The organism is Metabacillus halosaccharovorans, from assembly GCF_002019635.1.
GTDB classification, from domain to species: Bacteria; Bacillota; Bacilli; order Bacillales; family Bacillaceae; genus Metabacillus; species Metabacillus halosaccharovorans.
In genome coordinates this window covers 1,453,083-1,473,683 of sequence record NZ_KV917372.1, presented here as the reverse complement: position 1 = coordinate 1,473,683, position 20,601 = coordinate 1,453,083, and the positions used below count along the sequence as shown (strand labels likewise).

The window sequence follows — 20,601 nt, the reverse complement described above, 5'->3', positions numbered from 1 at the left end:
AAAAAAGATAAGATTGGGGAGGTCATTTTATCATGAAAAAGCTTTTGCTATTAGGTATGTCTTTCTTATTAGTATTAGGTATTTTAGCGGGGTGTAATTCGAGTAACAAGGAAAGCTCATCTGAAGGGAACAACGATTCAGGTTCTGGTGATGGTGATGTAGTTACATTGAACTTATTCCAATTTAAAGTTGAGATTGCTGATCAGCTTCAAGAAATGATTAAAGAATTCGAAGCAGAGCACCCAAATATTAAAGTGAAACTTGAAACTGTTGGTGGTGGTGCTGACTACGGCGCTGCTTTAAAAGCAAAATTTGCGTCAGGTGAAGAGCCGGATATCTTCAATAACGGTGGATTTAAAGAATTAGAACTTTGGAAAGAGCACTTAGCAGATCTTTCTAACGAACCATGGGCAGAGCATGTACTTCCTATCGGTAAAGTTCCAACAACAGATGCAGATGGAAAGCTTTACGGTATGCCAGTAAATCTTGAAGGATATGGATTTATTTATAACAAAGATTTATTTGAAAAAGCAGGTATCACTGAACCTCCAAAAACTCTTTCTGAATTAAAAGATGCTGTTAAGAAACTTGATGCAGCTGGAATCAAAGCATTTTCTGCCGGTTATGGTGAGTGGTGGGTAATTGGTCAACACTTAATGAATATTCCATTTGCACAACAAGATGATCCAGAAAGCTTTATTGCAGGCTTAAACGATGGTTCTGCAAAATTTGTTGGTAACGAGCAATTCAAACAATTCAAGGATATTGTTGATCTAGAAGTGAAAAATGCAGTAGGTAACCCAATTACAACTGATTACAATACTCAAGTAACATTATTTGCGTCAGGTGAAGCAGCAATGCTGCAACAAGGTAACTGGACTGAAAATATGATTACTGAAATCAATCCTGAAATCAATATGGGCTTCTTACCAATCCCATTAAATGATGAAGAGGGTGCTGATAGATTACCAGTAGGAGTACCTAATAACTGGGTATTAAACAAAAACTCTGAACATTTAGAAGAAGCGAAAACATTCTTAAACTGGATGGTATCTTCTGAAACTGGTAAACGTTATATCACAGAAGAATTCGCGTTTATTCCAGCATTCGATAATATCGAAGCTTCTGGTTTAGGTGACTTAGGTCAATCAATCTTAGAATACTCTAAAGAGGAAAAAACAATTTCTTGGAACTGGTTCAGATGGCCGGATGGAGCAAACAAAGAATTCGCTGCTACAATCCAGGAATATGCAGCAGGTAAAATTACGTTTGATGAAGCATTAGAAAAATTCCAAGCAACATGGGATAATATGAAATAATAAGGTTTGACGAAAGCATGTCTATCATAGGCATGCTTTTTCACCTATAATAGTTGGTACATTCTTTAAGATTGGAGGTTCCCCAGTGAAAAAAACAAGCATACGCAATAAGCTGATCGTTCTGTTATTATTAATTACCATTGTTCCATTTGGAACTTCAATTGTTATCACTTACTTTTATACGAAAGAGTCATTAAAGGATGAATTCGTAGCGGAAAACGTCAATCTCCTTTACCAAGGAAAGTTAAACATTGAAGGGTATATCGGGGAACTGAAAAATTTAACGTTATCATTTTATAATAATATCGACTTTATGAGATATATGAAGAATAATCCTGATTTTGATAAGGATTATCTTGCAAAGGAAAGTTTTAAAAATGTTATTTTAACGATTCTTTATGCTGAAGAGAACATCAATCGAGTGAATATTGCATTGATGGATGATCATCATAATATTTCTGTATCAAAAAAGTCAGCTGTCGTCTTTTCGCGATTAAATCAAAACCTGAATCAAGATATGTATGAAAAAGCATTAAACAATCCTTACCGTATTCATATTGAGCCGATGGAGGTTTTACAGGAAGAGAATATAAGCGAGAAATCTAACAGAAGAAATGACATGTTTACTTTGCATCGTGCGTTAATCGATGTGCCGTCAGATGATCTATTAGGATATATTTCGCTGGAAATAAACTCAGAGCATCTCCTTGGAATCGCCGAAAAGCTATATGTGAAAGATAAAGAGGAATTCTATCTATTAAGTCCTGAAGGAGAGCTGATTTTTCGTTCCAACAATAATGTGGATGAGAACCAACAATGGATTACGAGCCTTATAAAGAATAACAAACCGAATGGAATGATGGAATGGAAGAAGGATTCTTTTCACGGTTTAATGATTTATGAAACCCTTGATGAATCATCCGGTGGTTGGATAATGGTAAAAAGAATTCCATATACATCCGTTTTTGAAAGTGCATTAAGTGTAGCTAAAATCAATATCCTATTTGGTGTAATCGGGTTAATCCTTGTCATTATGGCAACTTTATTTGTTTCATTTAAAATTACCTCGCCCATTCGTGTATTATTACAAAACATAAAACAGGTTGAAAATGGGAATATGAACGTTCAGTTTGATTCTCTAGGTAATGATGAAATCGGTATACTTGGTGAGCGTTTTAAAGAGATGATTGCAAAGATTAATCATCTTATTAATCGAGAATATAAACTGGAGATTGAAAATAAAACAAATCAGTTAAAGGCATTGCAATCTCAGTTAAATCCTCATTTTTTATACAATGCCCTGCAGTCCATCGGTACTTTGGCATTAAAAAACAATGTACCACAAGTCTATACTTTGGTTACTCACCTGTCGAAGATCATGAGATATGGGATGAATATTGATGAAGATCTTGTTCCTTTAACAAAGGAAATTGATTACACAAAGGCCTTTTTACTACTTCAAAAAGAAAGATTTGGTGACCAATTTGAGTATACCTTATCATTTGATAAAGAAGATTCTTTTATTATAGTGCCAAAAATGATTCTTCAGCCAATCATTGAAAACTATTTTAAGCATGGCTTTGATCGAAGCAATGATAAAATCGGTCATTTAACGATCATTGTAAGAAGAGATCAAGGTCAATTGGTTATGACAGTTCAAGACAATGGAAACGGAATAACAGAAACAAGGCTTAACGAAATTTATCAAAAACTAAACGAAGATCAACAAAGTAAGCTGAGTGGTGCAAATATAGGCTTGAGAAATGTTTACTTACGTTTGAAGCTCTATTTTGGTGAAAAAGCATCATTATTAATAGAGAATAATGAAGACGGAGGTACTTTTGTTACAATAAAACTTCCGGTAGAAACGGGAGGTCCAGGGAATGAAAGCAATCATAATTGACGATGAAACACATGTGAGAGAAGGGCTGCTTTTATTAGCAGAATGGAAGAGATTCGGTATTCAAAAAGTATTCGAGGCGAAGGATGGAGTAGAGGCGCAAAACCTGATTATTCAGAATCAGCCGGAGATCATCTTCACAGATATGAATATGCCCAAATTTGATGGAATTGAACTATTAAAATGGCTAAGTAAAAATGAAATAAAAAGTAAAATCATTGTGATCAGCGGTTACGATGATTTTCATTATATGAGAAACGCCATTACGTATGGAAGCTATGATTATTTATTAAAACCGATTGACCCCGGCTTGCTTAATGAAACATTAGAAAGAGCGGTATCAGATTGGAAAAAGGAAGCACTTCAAAGGGAGTCGACAAACGAAACAAATAGAGTCATTAATGAGGTAAAACCTCTTTATTGGGATTATCTTTTTTCTAATGTTATAGCGAATCATGTTATATCGGATGAAACCATTCAAAAAATCAAGAAAGAATTTGGGGTTCACATTAATAAAGTTGAGTGTACAATCTCCCTAATATTTATTAGTCCTAAAATTATCGAAAAATTTGATAATGATAAAGATTTAGCCTTTTTTACCTTATTAAATATAAGTAATGAAATTGTTCGCTCGAAACAAAGTGGTTTTTGCTTTCGGAATATAAACAAAGAATATGAGATTATCGTTCTTTTGTGGAATAGTAAAAATGAAATAGAGATCCTAAAAAAAATACAAACGGAAATCTATAAATTTAGTGGTATAAATGCTCTGTTTTTTGTTGGAAAGTCCTTATCATTAATTAATGAGGCCTACCATTCTGCACGAAAAACTTTACTCAAACATAATATGATGGAATGTCCTAAGAGAAATAATATCGTACGTTATGAAGACATTACTACAGGCCCCAACCTGCATTTATTCGATTTCGCCGAAGATATTAAATGGGCTATTCAAAGCAGTAGTATAGAGCAAATGGAAGAGATTATGCAAAAAATATTTTATGCCCTTGAATCTAACCATGTTCTCTCGTACGAGCAAGTAAGTGTGTGGGAAGAGCAGTTTGAGATTTTGAGAAAAAATTGGTTGAAAGAATATAATACGAATGAAGATGTGGCTTTTTATAAAGGAACGAATTATTGGGATGATAAAGGGATATTCTCATTTAATAAATTTAAAGAAGAAAAGCGGAAGGAATTTTATGAATTAATTCATCTATTAAATGATGTGAGGTATAAAAAAGAAACTAACAGTATTCAAGAGATTGAAGCTTACTTACGAAAGAACTATGAGAAGGATATTACCTTACAGGAAATTTCAGAACGATTTTATTTAAGTCGTGAATATATTTCCCGAAAGTTCAAGCAAGAATATCATGAAACATTAACAAACTATTTAACGAAAATTAGAATTGAAAAAGCAAAAGAACTTTTAGAAAATCCGCATTTAAAAGTATATGAAATATCATATAAGGTTGGATATCCTAATGAAAAATACTTCAGTAAAGTGTTTAAAAAGCAAGTCGGATTAACTCCTAATGAATATCGGGTACATGTGATGTCAAAATAAAAAAGAGGGCCAAGAATAGGTGGCTACAGTGTGATTTATTATTGTTCTTTTCACAAACATTGAAAGAGAATTATTTTTCTCTGAGTACCTATTAGGGTATAATATAAAAAATGATGTTGAGGGGAGAACGAACAATGGAATATGATACTCAAATAAAAAACAGAGTTAAACGTATTGAAGGACAATTAAGAGGTATACTCCGAATGATGGAGGAAAAGCAGGATTGCAAAGACATAATTACCCAGTTATCTGCTAGTAGAACAGCTATTGATCGGACAATTGGTGTGATCGTAAGTTCAAATTTAATTGAATGTGTTCGGATGGCAGAAGAAAAAGGTGAAAATACGGAAGATTTAGTTAAAGAAGCTGTTAATTTACTTGTGAAAAGTAGATAAACATTATATTTTCAACCGCATGAATTAAAATTCATGCGGTTTTTTGTGCTGAGGAAACTATAAAATTCATTGTACTGTGGATAAGTCTCCGCATCCAGCGCCTAGCCCCTCGAGGTCATAAGCCAATTTAGAATTGAAGGCAAAGAACGCCTTCTATTCTAAATCGTCTTATTTGCCCTAGGCTGTTCAAGGCGCTTGCGCTTTTGTTCATGTCATTTTTGAAGCACTGCAAAATAATTTCCTTCATTGTCCGAAAAGTTAAATACCCGACCATTTGGCATATCGACTATATCACCTACTGTAACATCCTTATTCTGGAGTCTATTGTACAATTCATCGAGATTGTCTGAGAAAAATAACAAGGAAGGTGTTCCAAGATTAAGCTCAGGTTCCATTTTTGAAATAAGCTCCTTATTGTGAAGGATAATGCTAGTTTCAGCCTCTTTTGTAGGAGCTAGTTCAATCCACTTCATTCCTTCACCGTTATCCTCCTCCGCAATTACATGAAACCCTACTTTTTCTGTCCAAAAATTCACTGCTTCATCTTGGTTGCTAACATATAGCATAATTTGACCTACTTTGTTAATCATATTCTTCACTCCATTTCTAATGAAAAAATGAGTATGTATATTCTAGTGAGTTATTTAAATTATACGAGTATGTTCTAAATAAAGTAAATGTGTAAATCAGATTATTACTGTTTGAAAAGAGTTAGTTGAATTTATTATTTTTTAAAAATTTAGATAACTAGCACAAAAGAAACAGTGAATTTTTCTAAATCCTACAATGACAAATAAATTGAAAACATATATATTGTTAATAAATATAACAAGTAATGTTATAAAATGTTACATATAACTGTAGGAGGGATAGTATGGAAAGTGAAAATAGCGGATTGAAGATTTTCTCCTTAGGACTGCAACATGTTCTTGCTATGTATGCAGGAGCGATATTGGTTCCGCTCATTGTAGGAAGAGCATTGAATTTAACGTCTGAGCAATTGGCCTATCTAGTTGCGATAGATCTTCTTACATGTGGAATTGCGACCCTTTTACAAGCGTGGAAAACAAAATACTTTGGAATTGGATTGCCGGTTGTATTAGGGAGTTCCTTTGTAGCGGTAACTCCTATGATTGCAATTGGAAGTCAATATGGAGTCTCGGCCATTTATGGTGCGATTATCGTTGGAGGTATATTTGTTCTGGTTTTTGCTTCATTCTTCGGGAAAATCATAAAGCTTTTTCCTCCGGTTGTAACTGGATCGGTTGTAACCATTATCGGCTTGTCTTTAGTGCCTACGGGGATACGTAATATGGCTGGAGGAGCTGGTAGTGATGATTTTGGGAGCGTGGAAAATTTACTTCTTTCATTTGGAGTGCTAGTCGCAATTATCGTGATGAATAGGTTTTTTAAAGGATTTGCCCAAGCTTTATCAGTGTTAATTGGTATTATAGCCGGCACAATTGTTGCGACAATTATGGGGAAGGTTAATGTTTCAGATGTTTCTGAAGCTTCATGGTTTCATTTACCTGAGTTATTTTATTTTGGAGTTCCAACCTTTGAAATTGGACCGATTCTGACGATGGTTATTGTTTGTCTTGTCATCATGATCGAATCAACAGGTGTGTTTTTAGCTTTGAGTAAAATTTGTGATCAGGAGTTAAAGGAAAAAGATTTTGTTAGAGGATATCGGGCAGAAGGATTAGCGATTGTGTTGGGTGGCTTGTTTAATGCATTTCCTTACAATACATTTGCGCAAAATGTTGGTCTTGTTCAGCTTTCGAAAGTGAAAACGAAAAATGTCGTTGTTGCAGCAGGTTTTATATTAGTTGTTTTAGGGCTTGTTCCAAAAATTGCAGCACTTGCCACGGTCATTCCACCGGCAGTATTAGGTGGTGCGACAGTTGTCATGTTTGGGATGGTGATATCTTCAGGAATCAAAATGCTAGGCTCTGTTGATTTTAGTGATCAACAAAATTTGTTGGTGATTGCTTGTTCAATATCATTGGGCTTGGGTGCAACTGTTGTTCCAGATCTTTTTGCGGGTTTACCACAATCTTTTAAAATCATTGTCAGTGACGGGATTATCACAGGAAGCTTAACGGCAATTTTATTAAATTTATTTTTTATGATACGTAGAAAATCAAAACCGGTTTCGGTAGAGGGAGATCAATCGGTTGCTTAAAAATTTGAGAGAAGGTGAGCGTTCTGATTTTGATAAGTGAATTGAATGGCATGAAACATAGCAAGTTTATTGAAGTGCTTAAAGATATATTTGAGCACTCACCATGGGTTGCTGAAAAAGTATGGACATATCGTCCGTTTGCCTCGTTAACAGATCTTCATGAAAAAATGGTGTTTATCGTGAAGGACGCAACCTATGAAGAAAAATTAGCGTTAATTCAAGCGCATCCTAACTTGGGAGCCCGCCTTGAAATGAGTAATGCCTCCGTACAAGAGCAGGCTGGAGTAGGTTTAAATCAATTAACATCAGAGGAGTTTAATCAATTTTCGTCTTTGAATAAACAGTATATGGAGAAGTTTGGTTTTCCGTTTATTATGGCAGTGAAAGGTCAGACGAAGACTGTTATCTATGAATCTATGCAGCGAAGAAGCAATCATCATGAGGCGGAAGAATTTGAAACAGCTTTAAAAGAGATTGAAAAGATTGCCTACTTTCGTTTAGAAGGACTAATCAAAAAAAGGAGTGTTCTTATGTCGAAGAAACGTACTGTCTCATATGGGAAAGGTGATGTTTTTGCTTATCGGACTTTTTTGTCTCCACTAACTGGAGTAAAACAAATTCCTGAATCTAATTTTATTGGAAGAAGCAATACGGTATTTGGAGTGAATGTGAAAATTGAAGTAGGAGGTCAAAAGCTGCTTCCTTCATTTACTGAAGGAGATAACAGTCTTGTTGTTGCAACAGATTCAATGAAAAACTTTGTACAACGACATTTAGGCAGGTATGAAGGGGCAACAATTGAAGGGTTTATCCAATATGTTGCAGAAGAGTTTTTAAAGAAATATGACCATATTGATACGATTAAAATAATTGGTGAAGAGGTCCCGTTTGAAGAGACGATGACAACAGCTTCGGCAAATGGGTTAACACAAAGTGATTTAGTATTTAAACATTCGCGAAATGAAAAATCCGTAGCAACCATTGAAATGGTTCGTGATGAGGGGACGATCGATATTGTTAAACAAAGTAGCGGGGTGCTGGATTTACAGTTAATTAAAGTGAGAGGAAATTCATTTGTTGGTTTTATTCGTGATGAATATACAACTCTTCCGGAAGATAGCAACCGCCCTCTGTTTATCTATCTAAATATAGGTTGGGAATATGAAGATACGGGGGATTCAACGGGATCCGCGCCATATAGCTATGTGTGTGCAGAGCAAGTTCGAGATATTGCAACATCCATCTTCCATGAGCTTGAAACGCCTTCCATTCAATATCTAATCTATCTTATTGGCTGTCGAGTTCTGGAAAGATTTCCGCAGCTCCGCGAGGTTAGTTTTCAATCTCAAAATCATACGTGGGATCCTGTCGTGGAGGAAATTCCAAACTCGGAAGGTAAGGTGTACACTGAACCCCGCCCTCCTTACGGTTTTCAACATTTTACTGTTACAAAAGAAGATCTTGAAAATAGCAAAGAGTTATCAGGAGAAATAAATATTTCAAAATAAGGGTTGATGGTTATGAGAGGTTTGACAACGCATATATTGGATTTAACTCATGGTATACCTGCGGCTGATGTTCTTGTTCAGTTGTTTAGATTTGAGGATGAGAGAGCTTCTCTAATCAAATCAGTTAAAACAAATGGTGATGGAAGGATAGATCTGCCGCTTCTCTCTGCAGAAGAGATGTTGATAGGTGAATATGAGTTGTTGTTTTTTATTGGTGATTATTTCCGTGGAAAAGAATTACCTCTTCCGGAGCCAGCTTTTTTAGATAAAGTATCTATTCGTTTCGGTGTTGCGGATGTAAATGCTCACTACCATGTGCCGTTATTGGTATCACCGTGGGGGTACCAGGTTTATAGAGGGAGCTAATTTGTATTTTGCGAGATTTGCAAAATTTTTGATAATACCTGCAAAAATAACGTAGTTTTTGCAAAAATAATAGATTATTTACAAGATTACACTAGATTTTGCAAGAATATCTATAAAACTGCAAAATTATTTAGAATCGAAGAGCCTCCACCGTGTATTTATTGGTGGAGGCTTTCGTTTTATCTAGAAATCTAGGTTGTTTTATATCTAATATTTAATTACTATCCCTGTATTAATGCCTTTATGCGAAATGCCAGTCGTAATCGGAGTGTTTCGTCGGGCTCTTTTAAACTTCTACCAATAATCTCCTCGCATTTTTCGAGTCGGTAAATGACTGTGTTGCGGTGAACATATAGACGTTTAGCGGTTTCTGATAACTGACAATGAGTTTCAAGAAAAACGGATAAAGTGTGCAACAAAACGTTGTGGTCTTTTTTACTTTCATCTGTAAAAGCCTGAAATGTATCATCGTAGAATTTTTTTAATTGCTCGTATGGGATCATCCTGAGAATTTCGGGTACTTTTTTCGGCTGATACAGTTCGATAAACTGTTTTTTACCTGACATGTTTCCGTGATACAGAGCATCTTTTGCTTCTTTATATGACACTGTTACATTTGTAAGCTCTTCAGCATACATGCTAATTCCGAATGAAAGATCTTTTTGGTAGTGGGCAGAAACTTTCATTTGAATTCTTTTTAATAGACTTATAAAAGGTTGTTCAATATCCTTCCACCCTGACCGGAGCTCCAATAATAAGATAAATGTTTGATCCATTGTAAAGAGGTGGACTTTTGCTTCGTTATTTTGGACTTCGAATTCAATTGTGTCATAAATAAAATCAGTTTCTGTTTGGTATTGTAGATAGGATTGTTTTTTATCTTCTTCGCTAAACTCTCCAACTGCACATAAATATCGTTGGCCGCTTTTTAGACCGAATTCTTTTCCGCGGCTAATAATCTCATCAGAAGTTGAAAAGGTACCATTGACAAAGTTTGTGAAAAATTCATTCTGAATTCGTTTTTTATTTTGTTTTAAGGCATTTTCCTTCATTAATTCAAATGCAATGACATTAGATGCTTGTTTTATCGTTAAAATGGTCGTCCGATCTGTTAAAGGGATAAATCCTAAAATACAAAGATAGTGATATTGTTTATGAGTATAGACAGGGAATAATGTTACAGTTTGATGTTTTTCACCTAGCAGAGTAAATGTTGACAACGATTTTGTTGATAAATGAAAGGAAAATCCTTTATAAAGAAGTGATTCCAATTGTGAAAATAAGGTAGAATGATCGATGGTGCTCGTTGGCATTAAATGATCATTTAATAAGTAAACGGGCAATTGGGTAAGGGAAGAAACATTATCGATAATTTCCTGGATTCCCTTCCCATTCATTATTTGATCTGTAAACTGCTGATGAATTTCCATCGCTTGGTGGAGTTCGTTTGTTCGAATATCAAGTATAAAACTAAGGGATTTATTCACAATATCTCCTAAAGATGTCTCAATTGGGAGTTCTAATAAAGGTAAATTCAGTTTGTTTGCCAGGTTGATAGCTTCCATAGGTATTTCTTGTAAGAAACGTTTCGTTTTAATGCCTAAGCCGGAGCAATTTTGTTTTACCATCGCTTCTATTAATGCGAGTAAAGACGTAAGGTCTTCTTTAAAATGAAAAGCAGTGGTAACAAGTAATTCGTTTTGTTTTAAAAAGTGAATAATATCAGGAGCATCCATCATGTTCACCGTATTCACTTCTCGATTTAATCCTTGTGCTCCTGCAACTAATCTAGTTCCAGAAAAAATAGGTAAGTTCATTAATTCACTTAATTTCATGAAATTCATCCTTTGTTAGATAATTTACAATTTTAATAGAGAACAGTATAAAAATTTAGTTAAAGTAACCAAAGGATTTATAGTCTGTTCTACATTTATGTACATGATTTTAAGGTATGATTGTTTTAAAATATAAATGTATTACTATCATGTAAACAAATATAACATTAAATGTAATAAAAAAGAATAGGGGGGAATGAATTGGTTGAAAATGTTGAAAAATCATCTGCCTTATTCGAGCAAATTGAAAAAATGGTCGAGTGGTTAGCTTGTTTTGGTAGAAGTGAACGTAATGGTGTAACAAGGTTGCTGTATACAAAGGATTGGCAGCAGGCTCAACAAGGTGTTGAGGGGTATATGAAAGGTATAGGCCTCTGCACATACTATGATGATGTAGGAAATTTATACGGCAGGCTTCCTGGAACAAATCAGAACTCAAATGTAATTCTTACAGGTTCACATATAGATACAGTGAGAGATGGCGGTAAGTATGATGGTGCATATGGAATTATTGCTGGTATCATTGCACTTCAGTATCTTTTTAAACAATACGGATCACCGAAGAAAACGATTGAAGTTGTTTCTTTATGTGAGGAAGAGGGCAGCCGCTTTCCGGTGACATACTGGGGATCGAGTAATATCACTGGGGTGAAAAAACTGGCTGATATCAATGATATCAAAGACTCGGAAGGAATAAGTTTTGTAAAAGCCATGAATGAGGCGGGATTTGGTCATGGTCACCACTGTCCTCCTAAACGGAATGATCTTGAATGTTTTATTGAAATGCACATTGAACAGGGAATCGTATTAGAAAAAGAAGCGAAAACAATTGGTGTTGTTAGCCACATTGTTGGTCAACGGAGATATACGATTACGGTTGAAGGAGAAAGTAATCATGCCGGGACAACACCTATGGGTTTGCGAAAGGATGCTATGTATGCGGCAGCCGAAATGATTCAAACCCTCATTGAAAAAGGTAAAAATACCTCACCTGAACTTGTTGTGACTGTTGGGCAAATAATTGTAGAGCCGAATGTGTCTAATGTTATCCCGAGAAAGGCGATTTTTAGTCTTGATATAAGGCATAGTGAAGAGGAAGTGTTGAATTTGTTTTGTCAAGAAACCTTCCAAGAGCTTGAATTAATTTCTTTGAAACATCAAACACGTATATCCATCAATAATTGGATGGATGAAACACCTGTAAAAATGTGTGAAAACTTAAATAAATTATCTGAAACGATCTTAATGAAAGATAATATTTCATATAAAAAAATGACAAGTGGTGCTGGACATGATTCTCAAATTTTTGGTCAGTCTATCCCAACATTGCTTTTATTTGTACCTAGTCAAAATGGAATCAGTCACTCGCCTTTAGAATTTACAAGAACGGAAGATTTAGAGGAAGGTATAAAAACGTTAATAAAAGTTTTATATGAACTAGCGTATTAGGAGGGAGAAAGATGGCGGTTTACCAAGAAATAAATGCACCGTTAAGAACTATTATGACACCAGGGCCGGTTGAGGTTGACCCGAGGGTGCTTCGTGTAATGAGTACACCAATACTTGGACAATTTGATCCTGCTTTTACAGAGATGATGAATGAAACAATGGTAATGCTTCGGGAGATTTTTCAAACGAAAAACAAATGGGCTTTTCCGATTGATGGAACATCGCGATCTGGAATTGAAGCGGTGTTAAGTAGTGTGATTGAGCCTGGTGATAAAGTGCTTATTCCGATTTTTGGGAGGTTTGGACATTTACTAACTGAAATTGCTGAGCGTAATGGAGCTGAAATCCATACAATGCATTGCGAGTGGGGAAAGGTCTTTGATCAGCAAGAGATCATACATGAAATGAAAAGACTGAAGCCGAAGGTTTTAGCGATTGTCCACGGAGAAACATCTACAGGGTGTATGCAGCCTCTTGATCAAATTGGTCCTGCTTGTCGTGAGCTGGATGTGCTTTGTATCGTTGATGCTGTTGCGACAATTGGGGGCACGGAAGTGAAGGTTGACGAATGGAAGCTTGATGCGGTGATAGGAGGTACACAAAAATGCTTATCTGTTCCTTCTGGAATGGCGCCAATCACATATAATGATCGAATTGAAAAGATTCTTTTCTCGAGAAAAAAAGTGGAAAAAGGTATTGCGACAGCTGAAGATCTTGAAAGTATAGGGCAGCCTATTAGAAGTAATTATTTTGATTTAAGCCAGCTGCAGGATTACTGGGGACCTAGAAGATTAAATCATCATACAGAAGCAACCTCTATGTTATATGCATTGCGAGAAGGAGTGAGAATTGTCCTGCAGGAAGGGTTGGCAGTCCGTTTTCAACGCCACAGGCTTCATGAAAAAGCCCTTATGGAAGGGATTAAAGCGATGGGGCTAGAATTGTTCAATGATACAGAATGGAAACTTCCAATGGTAACATGTGTTCAAATTCCAGCGGGAGTAGATGGTGAGTCTGTTAGAAATATGCTCCTTGAGCAATTTGGTATTGAAATTGCAAGTTCATTTGGACCACTCCATGGAAGGATTTGGAGAATTGGAACAATGGGATACAGCTGTCGAAAAGAAAATGTATTATTTGTGTTAGCAGCTCTAGAAGGTGTTTTAATTCGTCATGGAGCACAGTTGAACCTTGGAAAAGGACTGCAAGCTGCTATGGATGTCTATGAGTCAGTTCGTATAATGATAAAATAACCCCCGAGTTCGGGGTTTTTGTTTACTATCAGAATTTATAAGTTTTGTAATTAGTTTCAGTGTCTAGCTCCAGCGCCTAGCCCCTCGAGGTCATAAGCCAATTTGGAATTGAAGGCAAAGAACGCCTTCTATTCCAAATCGTCTTATGCTTGTCGGGGCTGACCAAGGCACTTGCGCTTTTCTTACTTATTAGTGATAGAGGAGGATGGATGATGCAAAAAAACTTAAATGCTTTTGTAGAGGAAGAAGTTATAGTTGAACCGATGGGAACTGGTTTTTTAGAGGGATTGGTGTTTTCGGTTAAGGATGTATTTTCAATTGAAGGTTATAGAAATGGGGCTGGAAATCCCGATTGGCTTAAATCTCATGGTGTATCAACCTGCCATGCCCCTGTTATTGAAAGACTGCTTAGTCATGGGGCGAAACTAAAAGGGACAACTAAAACAGATGAATTAATGTACAGCTTAAATGGAGAAAATGCTCATTATGGAACACCGATTAATCCTAAAGCTCCAAACCGAATTCCCGGTGGATCTTCAAGTGGATCAGCAGTTGCTGTCTCGGCTGGGATTAGTGACTTTGCTTTAGGTACTGATACAGGTGGTTCGGTAAGAATACCATCCTCCTATTGTGGGATATATGGTTTCCGACCTACGCACGGTGTAGTCACACCGGAGGGGGTAATACCCCTAGCTAAAAGTTTTGATACAGTCGGATGGATGTCGAAAGCCCCTGAGTTATTATATCGAATTGGGAAGGTGCTGATTGCTGATCAGGAAGAAAAGAGTCAGTTTACACAGGTGTTTTTTTGTCAAGATGCATGGGATCTATTAGATGAGCAATGTAAAGAAGAGCTATTAAGTGCAGCATCTATGATAAAAGAACTTTCTCACCGTGAATGGATAATGTTATCGGAGAGTGGACTCGATGAATGGTCGAGTGCATTTCGTATTTTGCAAGGATTAGAGATTTGGGAAGAGCATGGAGATTGGATACAAAATGAAAAACCTGCTTTTGGTCCTGATATACATGAGAGGTTTCAATGGGCGGGTACATTAAATCGTGAAGAAAGTTTAGAACAAGAAAAACTTCGGGAACATATTCGAAAATCCATTTCATCACTACTGGGTGAAGATGGTGTTATTGTTATCCCGACTGCACCTGGACCGGCGCCTTTATTACATGTGCAAGGTGAAAACGCAGAACGATATCGGGCAAAAACTATGCAGCTTTCCTGTATAGCTGGTTTAGCAGGGTTACCACAAGTAACGGTTCCTCTTGCGGAAGTTGATGGTTTACCGATAGGGTTATCATTTATTGCAAATCATCATCAAGATCTTAAATTATTAAAGTGGATAAATGAGGTTTTTGGAGGGGAGGGGGTATGAGACTAACGACTGTTAAAGTTGATAATGAGGAATTAGCTGCCATTTTATTCGGTCAAAAAGTGATATTAATAAGAGATATAAATGAGATAGCAGGAGCGAATTGGACTGAAAATATTTTATCCATTCTTCAGAATGGTCAATTATCCCAAATTAATAGCTGGTATAAGCGTGTTGGAAATAAAGAAATAACTGAGATGAATCGATTAGTGTTAGAAAGTGTAACGTTTGCTCCTTTATACCGTCACCCGGAAAAAATCTGGGGGGTTGGTATGAATTACATAGATAAGGCAATTGAATTATCCGGGAAACCCCCTGAAGAGGAACCGGTTATTTTTATGAAGCCGAATAGTAGTTTAATTGGTCCTGAAGATGATATTTTACTGCCGTATCAATCAACTCAGGTAACAGCAGAAGCTGAACTTGCCATTATTATAGGGAAAACCTGCAAAAACGTGGAAGAAGCTGATGTTCCTGGAGTGGTGGCGGGTTTTACTACTTCCTTAGATATGACAGCGAAAGATATTCATGCGAAAAATCCCCGTTATATACAAAGGGCGAAAAGTTTTGATACGTTTTTTAGTTTTGGTCCTTATTTAACCACTATTGATGAGGTGAAAGACGTGAGGCGAATATCTGTTGAGACAAAACTGAATGGTGAGGTTTATCACAGTAATACTGTCTCTAATATGATGTATTCACCCTGGTGGATTGTTTCGTTTTTCTCCCGGATTATGACTTTACATCCAGGTGATGTGATTATGACTGGCACGCCGGGATCTGTTTTAATAAGTGATGGTGATGTGGTGGAAAGTTTGGTTGAAGGGATAGGAGAGCTGCGAAATTATAGTTGTAAATAAAAATGAAAGAAGAGAACAGTTGTCCCATAACAACTGTTCTTTTTTATGTGAGGTTTTATATCAAGTGTTAAATGTGTTCTTGAAAATTTAGTTAAAATATACAAAATAAAATTAAAAAAACAACAAATCCTCTAATGATTTAAGGGTTTATCTCTATTAAACTATTCATATGTTATGTTTGTTTACATTAAGAGTGAGGTTTTAAGAATAAATGTAGAGTAAAGGAGATATTATGGAGAAAAATTACGATTTAAAGCCAATTCTAAGTGAGGAGAATCGAATTTTAGGTCCAAAAGCTTATGTTGCGATGTGGTGGGGAGACGCCGTAATGGTTGGATCATTTATGTTAGGTTCAAGTTTAATTCCTCCATTCGGAAAATTAAATTTAACACAAGCCTTTCTTGCATTAATTCTGGCAAATATTCTTGCTGCATTACTGTTTGCATTAAATGGAAGAGTTGGATGGAAGCACGGCATTCCGATGGTTGTTCAACTTCGATCATCATTCGGACCAACAGGATCAAAAATTCCTGCTTTGATGCGTGCAGTACCCGCATTGTTCTGGTATGGTGTCCAAAGTTGGCTTGGAGCAATGGCCCTCAATCAAATATTTATGGATATCATTGGGTTTAATAATGTGTGGATATGGTTCTTCGCGTTCCAAGCATTACAAATTTATTTATCTGCAAAAGGTATCAAATCTATAAAGTGGATTGAAGTTGTTGGTTCTGTTGTCATCATGCTGGGTGTTGTCTATTTAATATTCTTATTTTTATCAACATTTGGGTTTGAAGTTAGTCAGACAGCGAATATTGAAGGGACATGGGGGATTCCTTTTTGGCTTGCAATGGCTGTGTTAATTGGACAATTCTCTGCATTACTCTTAAATGTATCAGACTATACACGTTATTTTCCACGTAAAGCTTCAACTGGAACCTTTATAGGATCTCATATCGTCGGAATAGTACCTCCGATGATTTTATTACCATTTGTAGGAATACTTGGTGCAGCTGCAGTTGGGATATGGAATCCGGTTGATATTATTTCTGATCATATATCTAGTTTATTTGCAAGCATTATCATTTTATTATTTATCGCGATTGCTCAGATTACGACAAACTTAGTTGCAAATATTATGCCACCTGTACTTGTAGCAATGGATATTTTTAAAATATCTTGGGAAAAAGCGTGTGTAATTGTCGGAATATTAGGTGTATTGACATGTCCATGGTGGATCATGAATGATGCTACATTCTTAAGATTCATATCTATTGTTTCTGCATTTTTAGGTCCTATCTTCGCAGTAATGGTTACCGACTTTTATTTCGTTCACAAAGCAAATTATAAGGTGGAAAAGTTATATGAAGTGACAAACTTATTTTCTGCCTTCAAAGGTTGGAACCCAGCAGCACTTATTGCAATAGTGGTTGGAACATGTTTTTCGTTTATCAATGTTGATCTCTCATGGTTATTAGGGATTATCCCTGCAGGTATTGTGTACATCGTTCTTATGAAAGTTTGGATTATGAAGCATGAAACTTATGTAAGAGAAGGAATGGAACAAAGCTTTAAGGAAGCTTCTATAGAGGATCAAGCAGTATAAAGTTCAATATGGATATTTAGGGAAGTCGAGTAAAGTTTATTGCAGACCTTGCTCAACGGGAAGGACTTGAACCCGAATTCAACATATAAATGAAGGAGGAAAAAATGTCTGTAGAGAGAAGTTCTAAAATTAATGTAAATCATCATCCTAGAGTAAAAAATAAGATGACTATGCCCCATATTTATGTCATTTTATTTATTTTTATTGCATTGGCTTCAATTGCCACTTATTTAATTCCAGCTGGTGTTTATGAGCGGATTCCTGGTCCTGAAGGTAGGACAACAATTGATCCGAATTCGTATCACACTGTTGAACAGTCACCTATTGGGGTAGTTGAGTTTATGACAGCTATTCCTAGAGGTTTAGTAGCTGCTGGAGAAGTTGTCTTTTTTACCTTTATCATTGGCGGATTGTTTGCAGTTATCAAAAAAACAGGACTAATTGAAATCGGGGTAGATAAACTTACAAGGAGATTTTCAACCAAAAGCGTTATGGTTATACCTGTGTTAGTCATCTTATTTGCGACAGTATGTAGTTTAATAGGAACCCAGGAGCTAAGTTTAGTATATGTACCTGTCATTCTGCCGTTAATGATCGCATTGGGCTACGATTCAATGGTTGCTGTAGCTATTGCGTTGATAGCAACTACTGCAGGTTTTACAACTGGTTTTCTGAATCCGATTAACACTGGACTTGGACAAAAATTATCTGGTTTACCGGTTTTCTCTGGTTTAGAACTAAGAATAATAGCATTTATTGTATTTGTTCTGATAGGTGTCGTTTACATTATTCGGTATGCACAAAAAGTAAAGAATAATCCAATGGCAAGTCTTGTATACGAAGAAGATTCTAAAAAGAGAACACAGTACCAAACAAAATCAGCTTCTACAGAGTACAAGGCTACTTCAAGGCAAAGATTTGCATCTGTTCTCCTTCTTATATTTTTTGGATTATTAGTATATGGAGTCCTTACTCAAGGTTGGTTCATGTTAGAAATGGCAGGTTTATTCATTGTCATGGGAATTATTGTTGGTCGTATATCGGGGTTAACATTTTCAGACATTTGTGAAGGATTTAATGAAGGATTCCGTGAAGTGTTAGTTGGCGCATTCATTGTCGGTGTTGCCCGAGCTGTAGCTGTAGTAATGGAAGATGGTTTAGTAATGGATACTATTGTTAATAGCCTAGGTACCGTTGTAGGTGAATTCCCGGCAGTTTTTAGTGCAATCGGTATGTTTATCGTGCAAATGTTATTCAATTTCTTAGTACCTTCCGGGAGTGGTCAAGCATTGGTGACGATGCCAATTATGGCTCCTTTGTCAGATTTAATTGGGGTTACAAGACAAACGGCAGTGTTAGCCTACCAGTTTGGGGATGGTATCGGAAATATTTTGTACCCGACTTCTGGATATTTCATGGCAACACTTGCTTTAGCAGGAGTTTCATGGCAAAAATGGGTGCGGTTCTATCTGCCGTTATTTTCAATGTGGTTTGTTGTCGCAATAATTTTCTTAATATTCGCTCAAGTGATTCAGTGGAATGGATAATTGAATATAAAAAATTGTAAAGGGAGTTGTTCTTATGGAAAAAATGGACCTTATCATTAAAAACGGAAATGTGGTACTACCCGCTGGTTTAGAACAACTTGATATAGGAATTAAAGATGGATTGATACATATTCTTGGCAAGAATCTATTGAATGAATCGGAAAAAATATGGGATGCAACAAATCAATACATTTTTCCAGGTATGATTGATGTACATGTGCATTTTAGTGAACCTGGAAGAGAGCATTGGGAAGGATTTCACACTGGCTCACAGATGATGGCTGCAGGTGGTTGTACAACGTATTTCGATATGCCGTTAAATGGTATTCCTTCTACCGTAACTGAGGAGGCACTATTTAAAAAAGCGAACCTTGGCAATGAAAAGTCTCTTGTAGATTTTAGTCTATGGGGAGGACTTGTTCCGGGGAATGAAGGAGATCTGGAAGCATTAGCGGAATCAGGAGTAATCGGGTTTAAAGCGTTTCTTTCAGCAACGGGTAATCAAGAATTTGAATCAGTGGATGATATCACTTTACTAAATGGAATGAAACAGATTGCGAAGCTTGGTAAAGTCTTGGCTCTTCACTCTGAAAGTGCTGCAATGACCGATTGGCTCAAGGAACAAAAAGATAAAGAAGGAAAGTTTACGGCGGATGATTATTTGGAAACACGTCCAATTATGGCTGAGGTCGAGGCTGTACAGCGGGCTATTTACTATTCGGAGATCACAGGCTGTCCGCTTCATTTTGTTCACATAAGCTCAGCAGAAGCTCTAGAGATCATACAGCAAGCTAAAGCAAGAGGGTTAAATATAACAGTTGAAACTTGTCCGCATTATCTGCTTTTTAACCATCAAGATTTAAGAGAAAGAGGAACGGTCGCTAAATGTGCACCTCCTCTTCGTGAAAAAGATGAACAAGAAAAATTAATTAACCTCTTAATCGATCAAAAAATCGATATGATCTCGTCAGATCATTCACCATGTCCTTATGAATTAAAAGATCCTAAGGTTCATAATTTATTCCAAGCGTGGGGAGGCATTAGTGGCGGTCAGTTTACTCTAATGTCGATAATTGAGGTAGCTGTAAAACACGAAATTCCTTTTGAATCAGTTGCAAAATGGACAGCGCAAAATCCAGCTGAGCGATTTGGAATATCAGATCGAAAAGGTCAAATAAAAGAAGGGAAAGACGCAGATTTTGCTATTGTCACTCTAAGTAAATCATTTACTGTTACAGAAGATAATTTTTATGCAAAACATAAGGAGAGTCTTTATTTAGGGCATACATTTCCATGTGTGATAACCGGAACTATTAATAGAGGGAATGTGGTCTATGAGAGTGGCAGGGTAATGGGTAGTACTCCGTATGGGTGTTGGGTGAAGCCGGTTGTAACAGAAATAGTAAGCAATTAGTAGATGTATCACAAA

The 20,601-nt window shown here is 36.3% G+C and carries 16 protein-coding genes; 14 read left to right on the top strand and 2 right to left on the bottom strand.

What is annotated here, in order from left to right; translation table 11 throughout:
- Nucleotides 1-32: 32 nt before the first annotated feature.
- From BK577_RS21490 to BK577_RS21475, 4 genes are all read left to right on the top strand, one after another.
- A complete protein-coding gene (locus BK577_RS21490; RefSeq protein ID WP_078434812.1) occupies nucleotides 33-1,319 on the top strand; it encodes an ABC transporter substrate-binding protein in 1,287 nt (428 codons plus the stop codon).
- Nucleotides 1,320-1,404: 85 nt separating this feature from the next.
- On the top strand, nucleotides 1,405-3,222 hold the full coding sequence (locus BK577_RS21485) for a sensor histidine kinase (RefSeq protein WP_078434811.1): 1,818 nt from the start codon (nucleotides 1,405-1,407) through the stop codon (nucleotides 3,220-3,222).
- Complete coding sequence (locus BK577_RS21480) at nucleotides 3,203-4,786, top strand: response regulator transcription factor (RefSeq protein WP_078434810.1); 1,584 nt, start codon at nucleotides 3,203-3,205, stop codon at nucleotides 4,784-4,786. Before BK577_RS21485 ends, BK577_RS21480 begins: the two co-directional genes overlap by 20 nt.
- A 134-nt stretch (nucleotides 4,787-4,920) precedes the next feature.
- Nucleotides 4,921-5,181 (top strand): metal-sensitive transcriptional regulator, encoded by a 261-nt coding sequence (locus tag BK577_RS21475; RefSeq protein WP_078434809.1) that lies wholly within the window; start codon nucleotides 4,921-4,923, stop codon nucleotides 5,179-5,181.
- 212 nt (nucleotides 5,182-5,393) lie between these two features.
- On the opposite strand, the gene BK577_RS21470 is transcribed toward BK577_RS21475, so the two are convergent.
- Nucleotides 5,394-5,771 (bottom strand): VOC family protein, encoded by a 378-nt coding sequence (locus BK577_RS21470; protein ID WP_078434808.1) that lies wholly within the window; start codon nucleotides 5,769-5,771, stop codon nucleotides 5,394-5,396.
- 284 nt (nucleotides 5,772-6,055) lie between these two features.
- Here BK577_RS21470 and BK577_RS21465 point away from each other — a divergent pair, with 284 nt between their 5' ends.
- From BK577_RS21465 to uraH, 3 genes are read left to right on the top strand one after another with little or no spacing between them, the layout of a single operon-like run.
- Nucleotides 6,056-7,366 carry a nucleobase:cation symporter-2 family protein gene (locus tag BK577_RS21465; protein WP_078434807.1) on the top strand — a complete coding sequence of 437 codons (1,311 nt, stop codon included), beginning with the start codon at nucleotides 6,056-6,058 and terminating at the stop codon, nucleotides 7,364-7,366.
- A gap of 23 nt (nucleotides 7,367-7,389) precedes the next feature.
- The gene (gene pucL / locus BK577_RS21460; protein WP_425435980.1) at nucleotides 7,390-8,874 is read left to right on the top strand and encodes a factor-independent urate hydroxylase; all 1,485 of its coding nucleotides are present in this window, start codon (nucleotides 7,390-7,392) and stop codon (nucleotides 8,872-8,874) included.
- Nucleotides 8,875-8,886: 12 nt separating this feature from the next.
- Nucleotides 8,887-9,240 (top strand): hydroxyisourate hydrolase, encoded by a 354-nt coding sequence (uraH, locus tag BK577_RS21455; protein ID WP_078435352.1) that lies wholly within the window; start codon nucleotides 8,887-8,889, stop codon nucleotides 9,238-9,240.
- 221 nt (nucleotides 9,241-9,461) lie between these two features.
- Here uraH and BK577_RS21450 read toward each other — a convergent pair whose 3' ends face one another.
- Nucleotides 9,462-11,075, bottom strand: coding sequence for a PucR family transcriptional regulator (locus tag BK577_RS21450; RefSeq protein ID WP_078434806.1), 1,614 nt, complete (start codon nucleotides 11,073-11,075; stop codon nucleotides 9,462-9,464).
- Between the two features lie 201 nt (nucleotides 11,076-11,276).
- On the opposite strand from BK577_RS21450, the gene allC reads away from it, so the two are divergent.
- The 7 genes from allC to BK577_RS21415 all read left to right on the top strand — a co-directional run bounded on the left by allC (nucleotide 11,277) and on the right by BK577_RS21415 (nucleotide 20,586).
- Nucleotides 11,277-12,524: an allantoate deiminase gene (allC, locus tag BK577_RS21445; protein WP_180321231.1), complete on the top strand. Its 1,248-nt coding sequence runs from the start codon at nucleotides 11,277-11,279 to the stop codon at nucleotides 12,522-12,524.
- Between the two features lie 11 nt (nucleotides 12,525-12,535).
- The gene (locus BK577_RS21440) at nucleotides 12,536-13,777 is read left to right on the top strand and encodes a pyridoxal-phosphate-dependent aminotransferase family protein (RefSeq protein WP_078434805.1); all 1,242 of its coding nucleotides are present in this window, start codon (nucleotides 12,536-12,538) and stop codon (nucleotides 13,775-13,777) included.
- Nucleotides 13,778-13,989: 212 nt separating this feature from the next.
- A complete protein-coding gene (locus BK577_RS21435) occupies nucleotides 13,990-15,165 on the top strand; it encodes an amidase (RefSeq protein ID WP_078434804.1) in 1,176 nt (391 codons plus the stop codon).
- Entirely contained in the window at nucleotides 15,162-16,022 is an 861-nt protein-coding gene (locus BK577_RS21430) for a fumarylacetoacetate hydrolase family protein (protein ID WP_078434803.1), read from the top strand. The genes BK577_RS21435 and BK577_RS21430 overlap by 4 nt, the downstream gene beginning before the upstream one ends.
- Nucleotides 16,023-16,254: 232 nt before the next feature.
- A complete protein-coding gene (locus tag BK577_RS21425; RefSeq protein WP_078434802.1) occupies nucleotides 16,255-17,625 on the top strand; it encodes an NCS1 family transporter in 1,371 nt (456 codons plus the stop codon).
- Between the two features lie 104 nt (nucleotides 17,626-17,729).
- Nucleotides 17,730-19,172 (top strand): YfcC family protein, encoded by a 1,443-nt coding sequence (locus BK577_RS21420; protein ID WP_078434801.1) that lies wholly within the window; start codon nucleotides 17,730-17,732, stop codon nucleotides 19,170-19,172.
- Nucleotides 19,173-19,206: 34 nt separating this feature from the next.
- Nucleotides 19,207-20,586, top strand: a complete 1,380-nt coding sequence (locus BK577_RS21415) for an allantoinase (RefSeq protein ID WP_078434800.1) — start codon at nucleotides 19,207-19,209, stop codon at nucleotides 20,584-20,586.
- The last annotated feature ends 15 nt before the right edge of the window (nucleotides 20,587-20,601 follow it).

Bases quoted from the DNA above. Each gene is read 5' to 3' on its own strand.
- BK577_RS21490 (WP_078434812.1), top strand. From the start codon at position 33: ATGAAAAAGCTTTTGCTATTAGGTATGTCTTTCTTATTAGTATTAGGT.
- BK577_RS21480 (WP_078434810.1), top strand. From the start codon at position 3,203: ATGAAAGCAATCATAATTGACGATGAAACACATGTGAGAGAAGGGCTG.
- BK577_RS21475 (WP_078434809.1), top strand. From the start codon at position 4,921: ATGGAATATGATACTCAAATAAAAAACAGAGTTAAACGTATTGAAGGA.
- BK577_RS21470 (WP_078434808.1), bottom strand. From the start codon at position 5,771: ATGATTAACAAAGTAGGTCAAATTATGCTATATGTTAGCAACCAAGAT.
- BK577_RS21465 (WP_078434807.1), top strand. From the start codon at position 6,056: ATGGAAAGTGAAAATAGCGGATTGAAGATTTTCTCCTTAGGACTGCAA.
- uraH (WP_078435352.1), top strand. From the start codon at position 8,887: ATGAGAGGTTTGACAACGCATATATTGGATTTAACTCATGGTATACCT.
- BK577_RS21450 (WP_078434806.1), bottom strand. From the start codon at position 11,075: ATGAAATTAAGTGAATTAATGAACTTACCTATTTTTTCTGGAACTAGA.
- BK577_RS21440 (WP_078434805.1), top strand. From the start codon at position 12,536: ATGGCGGTTTACCAAGAAATAAATGCACCGTTAAGAACTATTATGACA.
- BK577_RS21435 (WP_078434804.1), top strand. From the start codon at position 13,990: ATGCAAAAAAACTTAAATGCTTTTGTAGAGGAAGAAGTTATAGTTGAA.
- BK577_RS21430 (WP_078434803.1), top strand. From the start codon at position 15,162: ATGAGACTAACGACTGTTAAAGTTGATAATGAGGAATTAGCTGCCATT.
- BK577_RS21425 (WP_078434802.1), top strand. From the start codon at position 16,255: ATGGAGAAAAATTACGATTTAAAGCCAATTCTAAGTGAGGAGAATCGA.
- BK577_RS21420 (WP_078434801.1), top strand. From the start codon at position 17,730: ATGTCTGTAGAGAGAAGTTCTAAAATTAATGTAAATCATCATCCTAGA.
- BK577_RS21415 (WP_078434800.1), top strand. From the start codon at position 19,207: ATGGAAAAAATGGACCTTATCATTAAAAACGGAAATGTGGTACTACCC.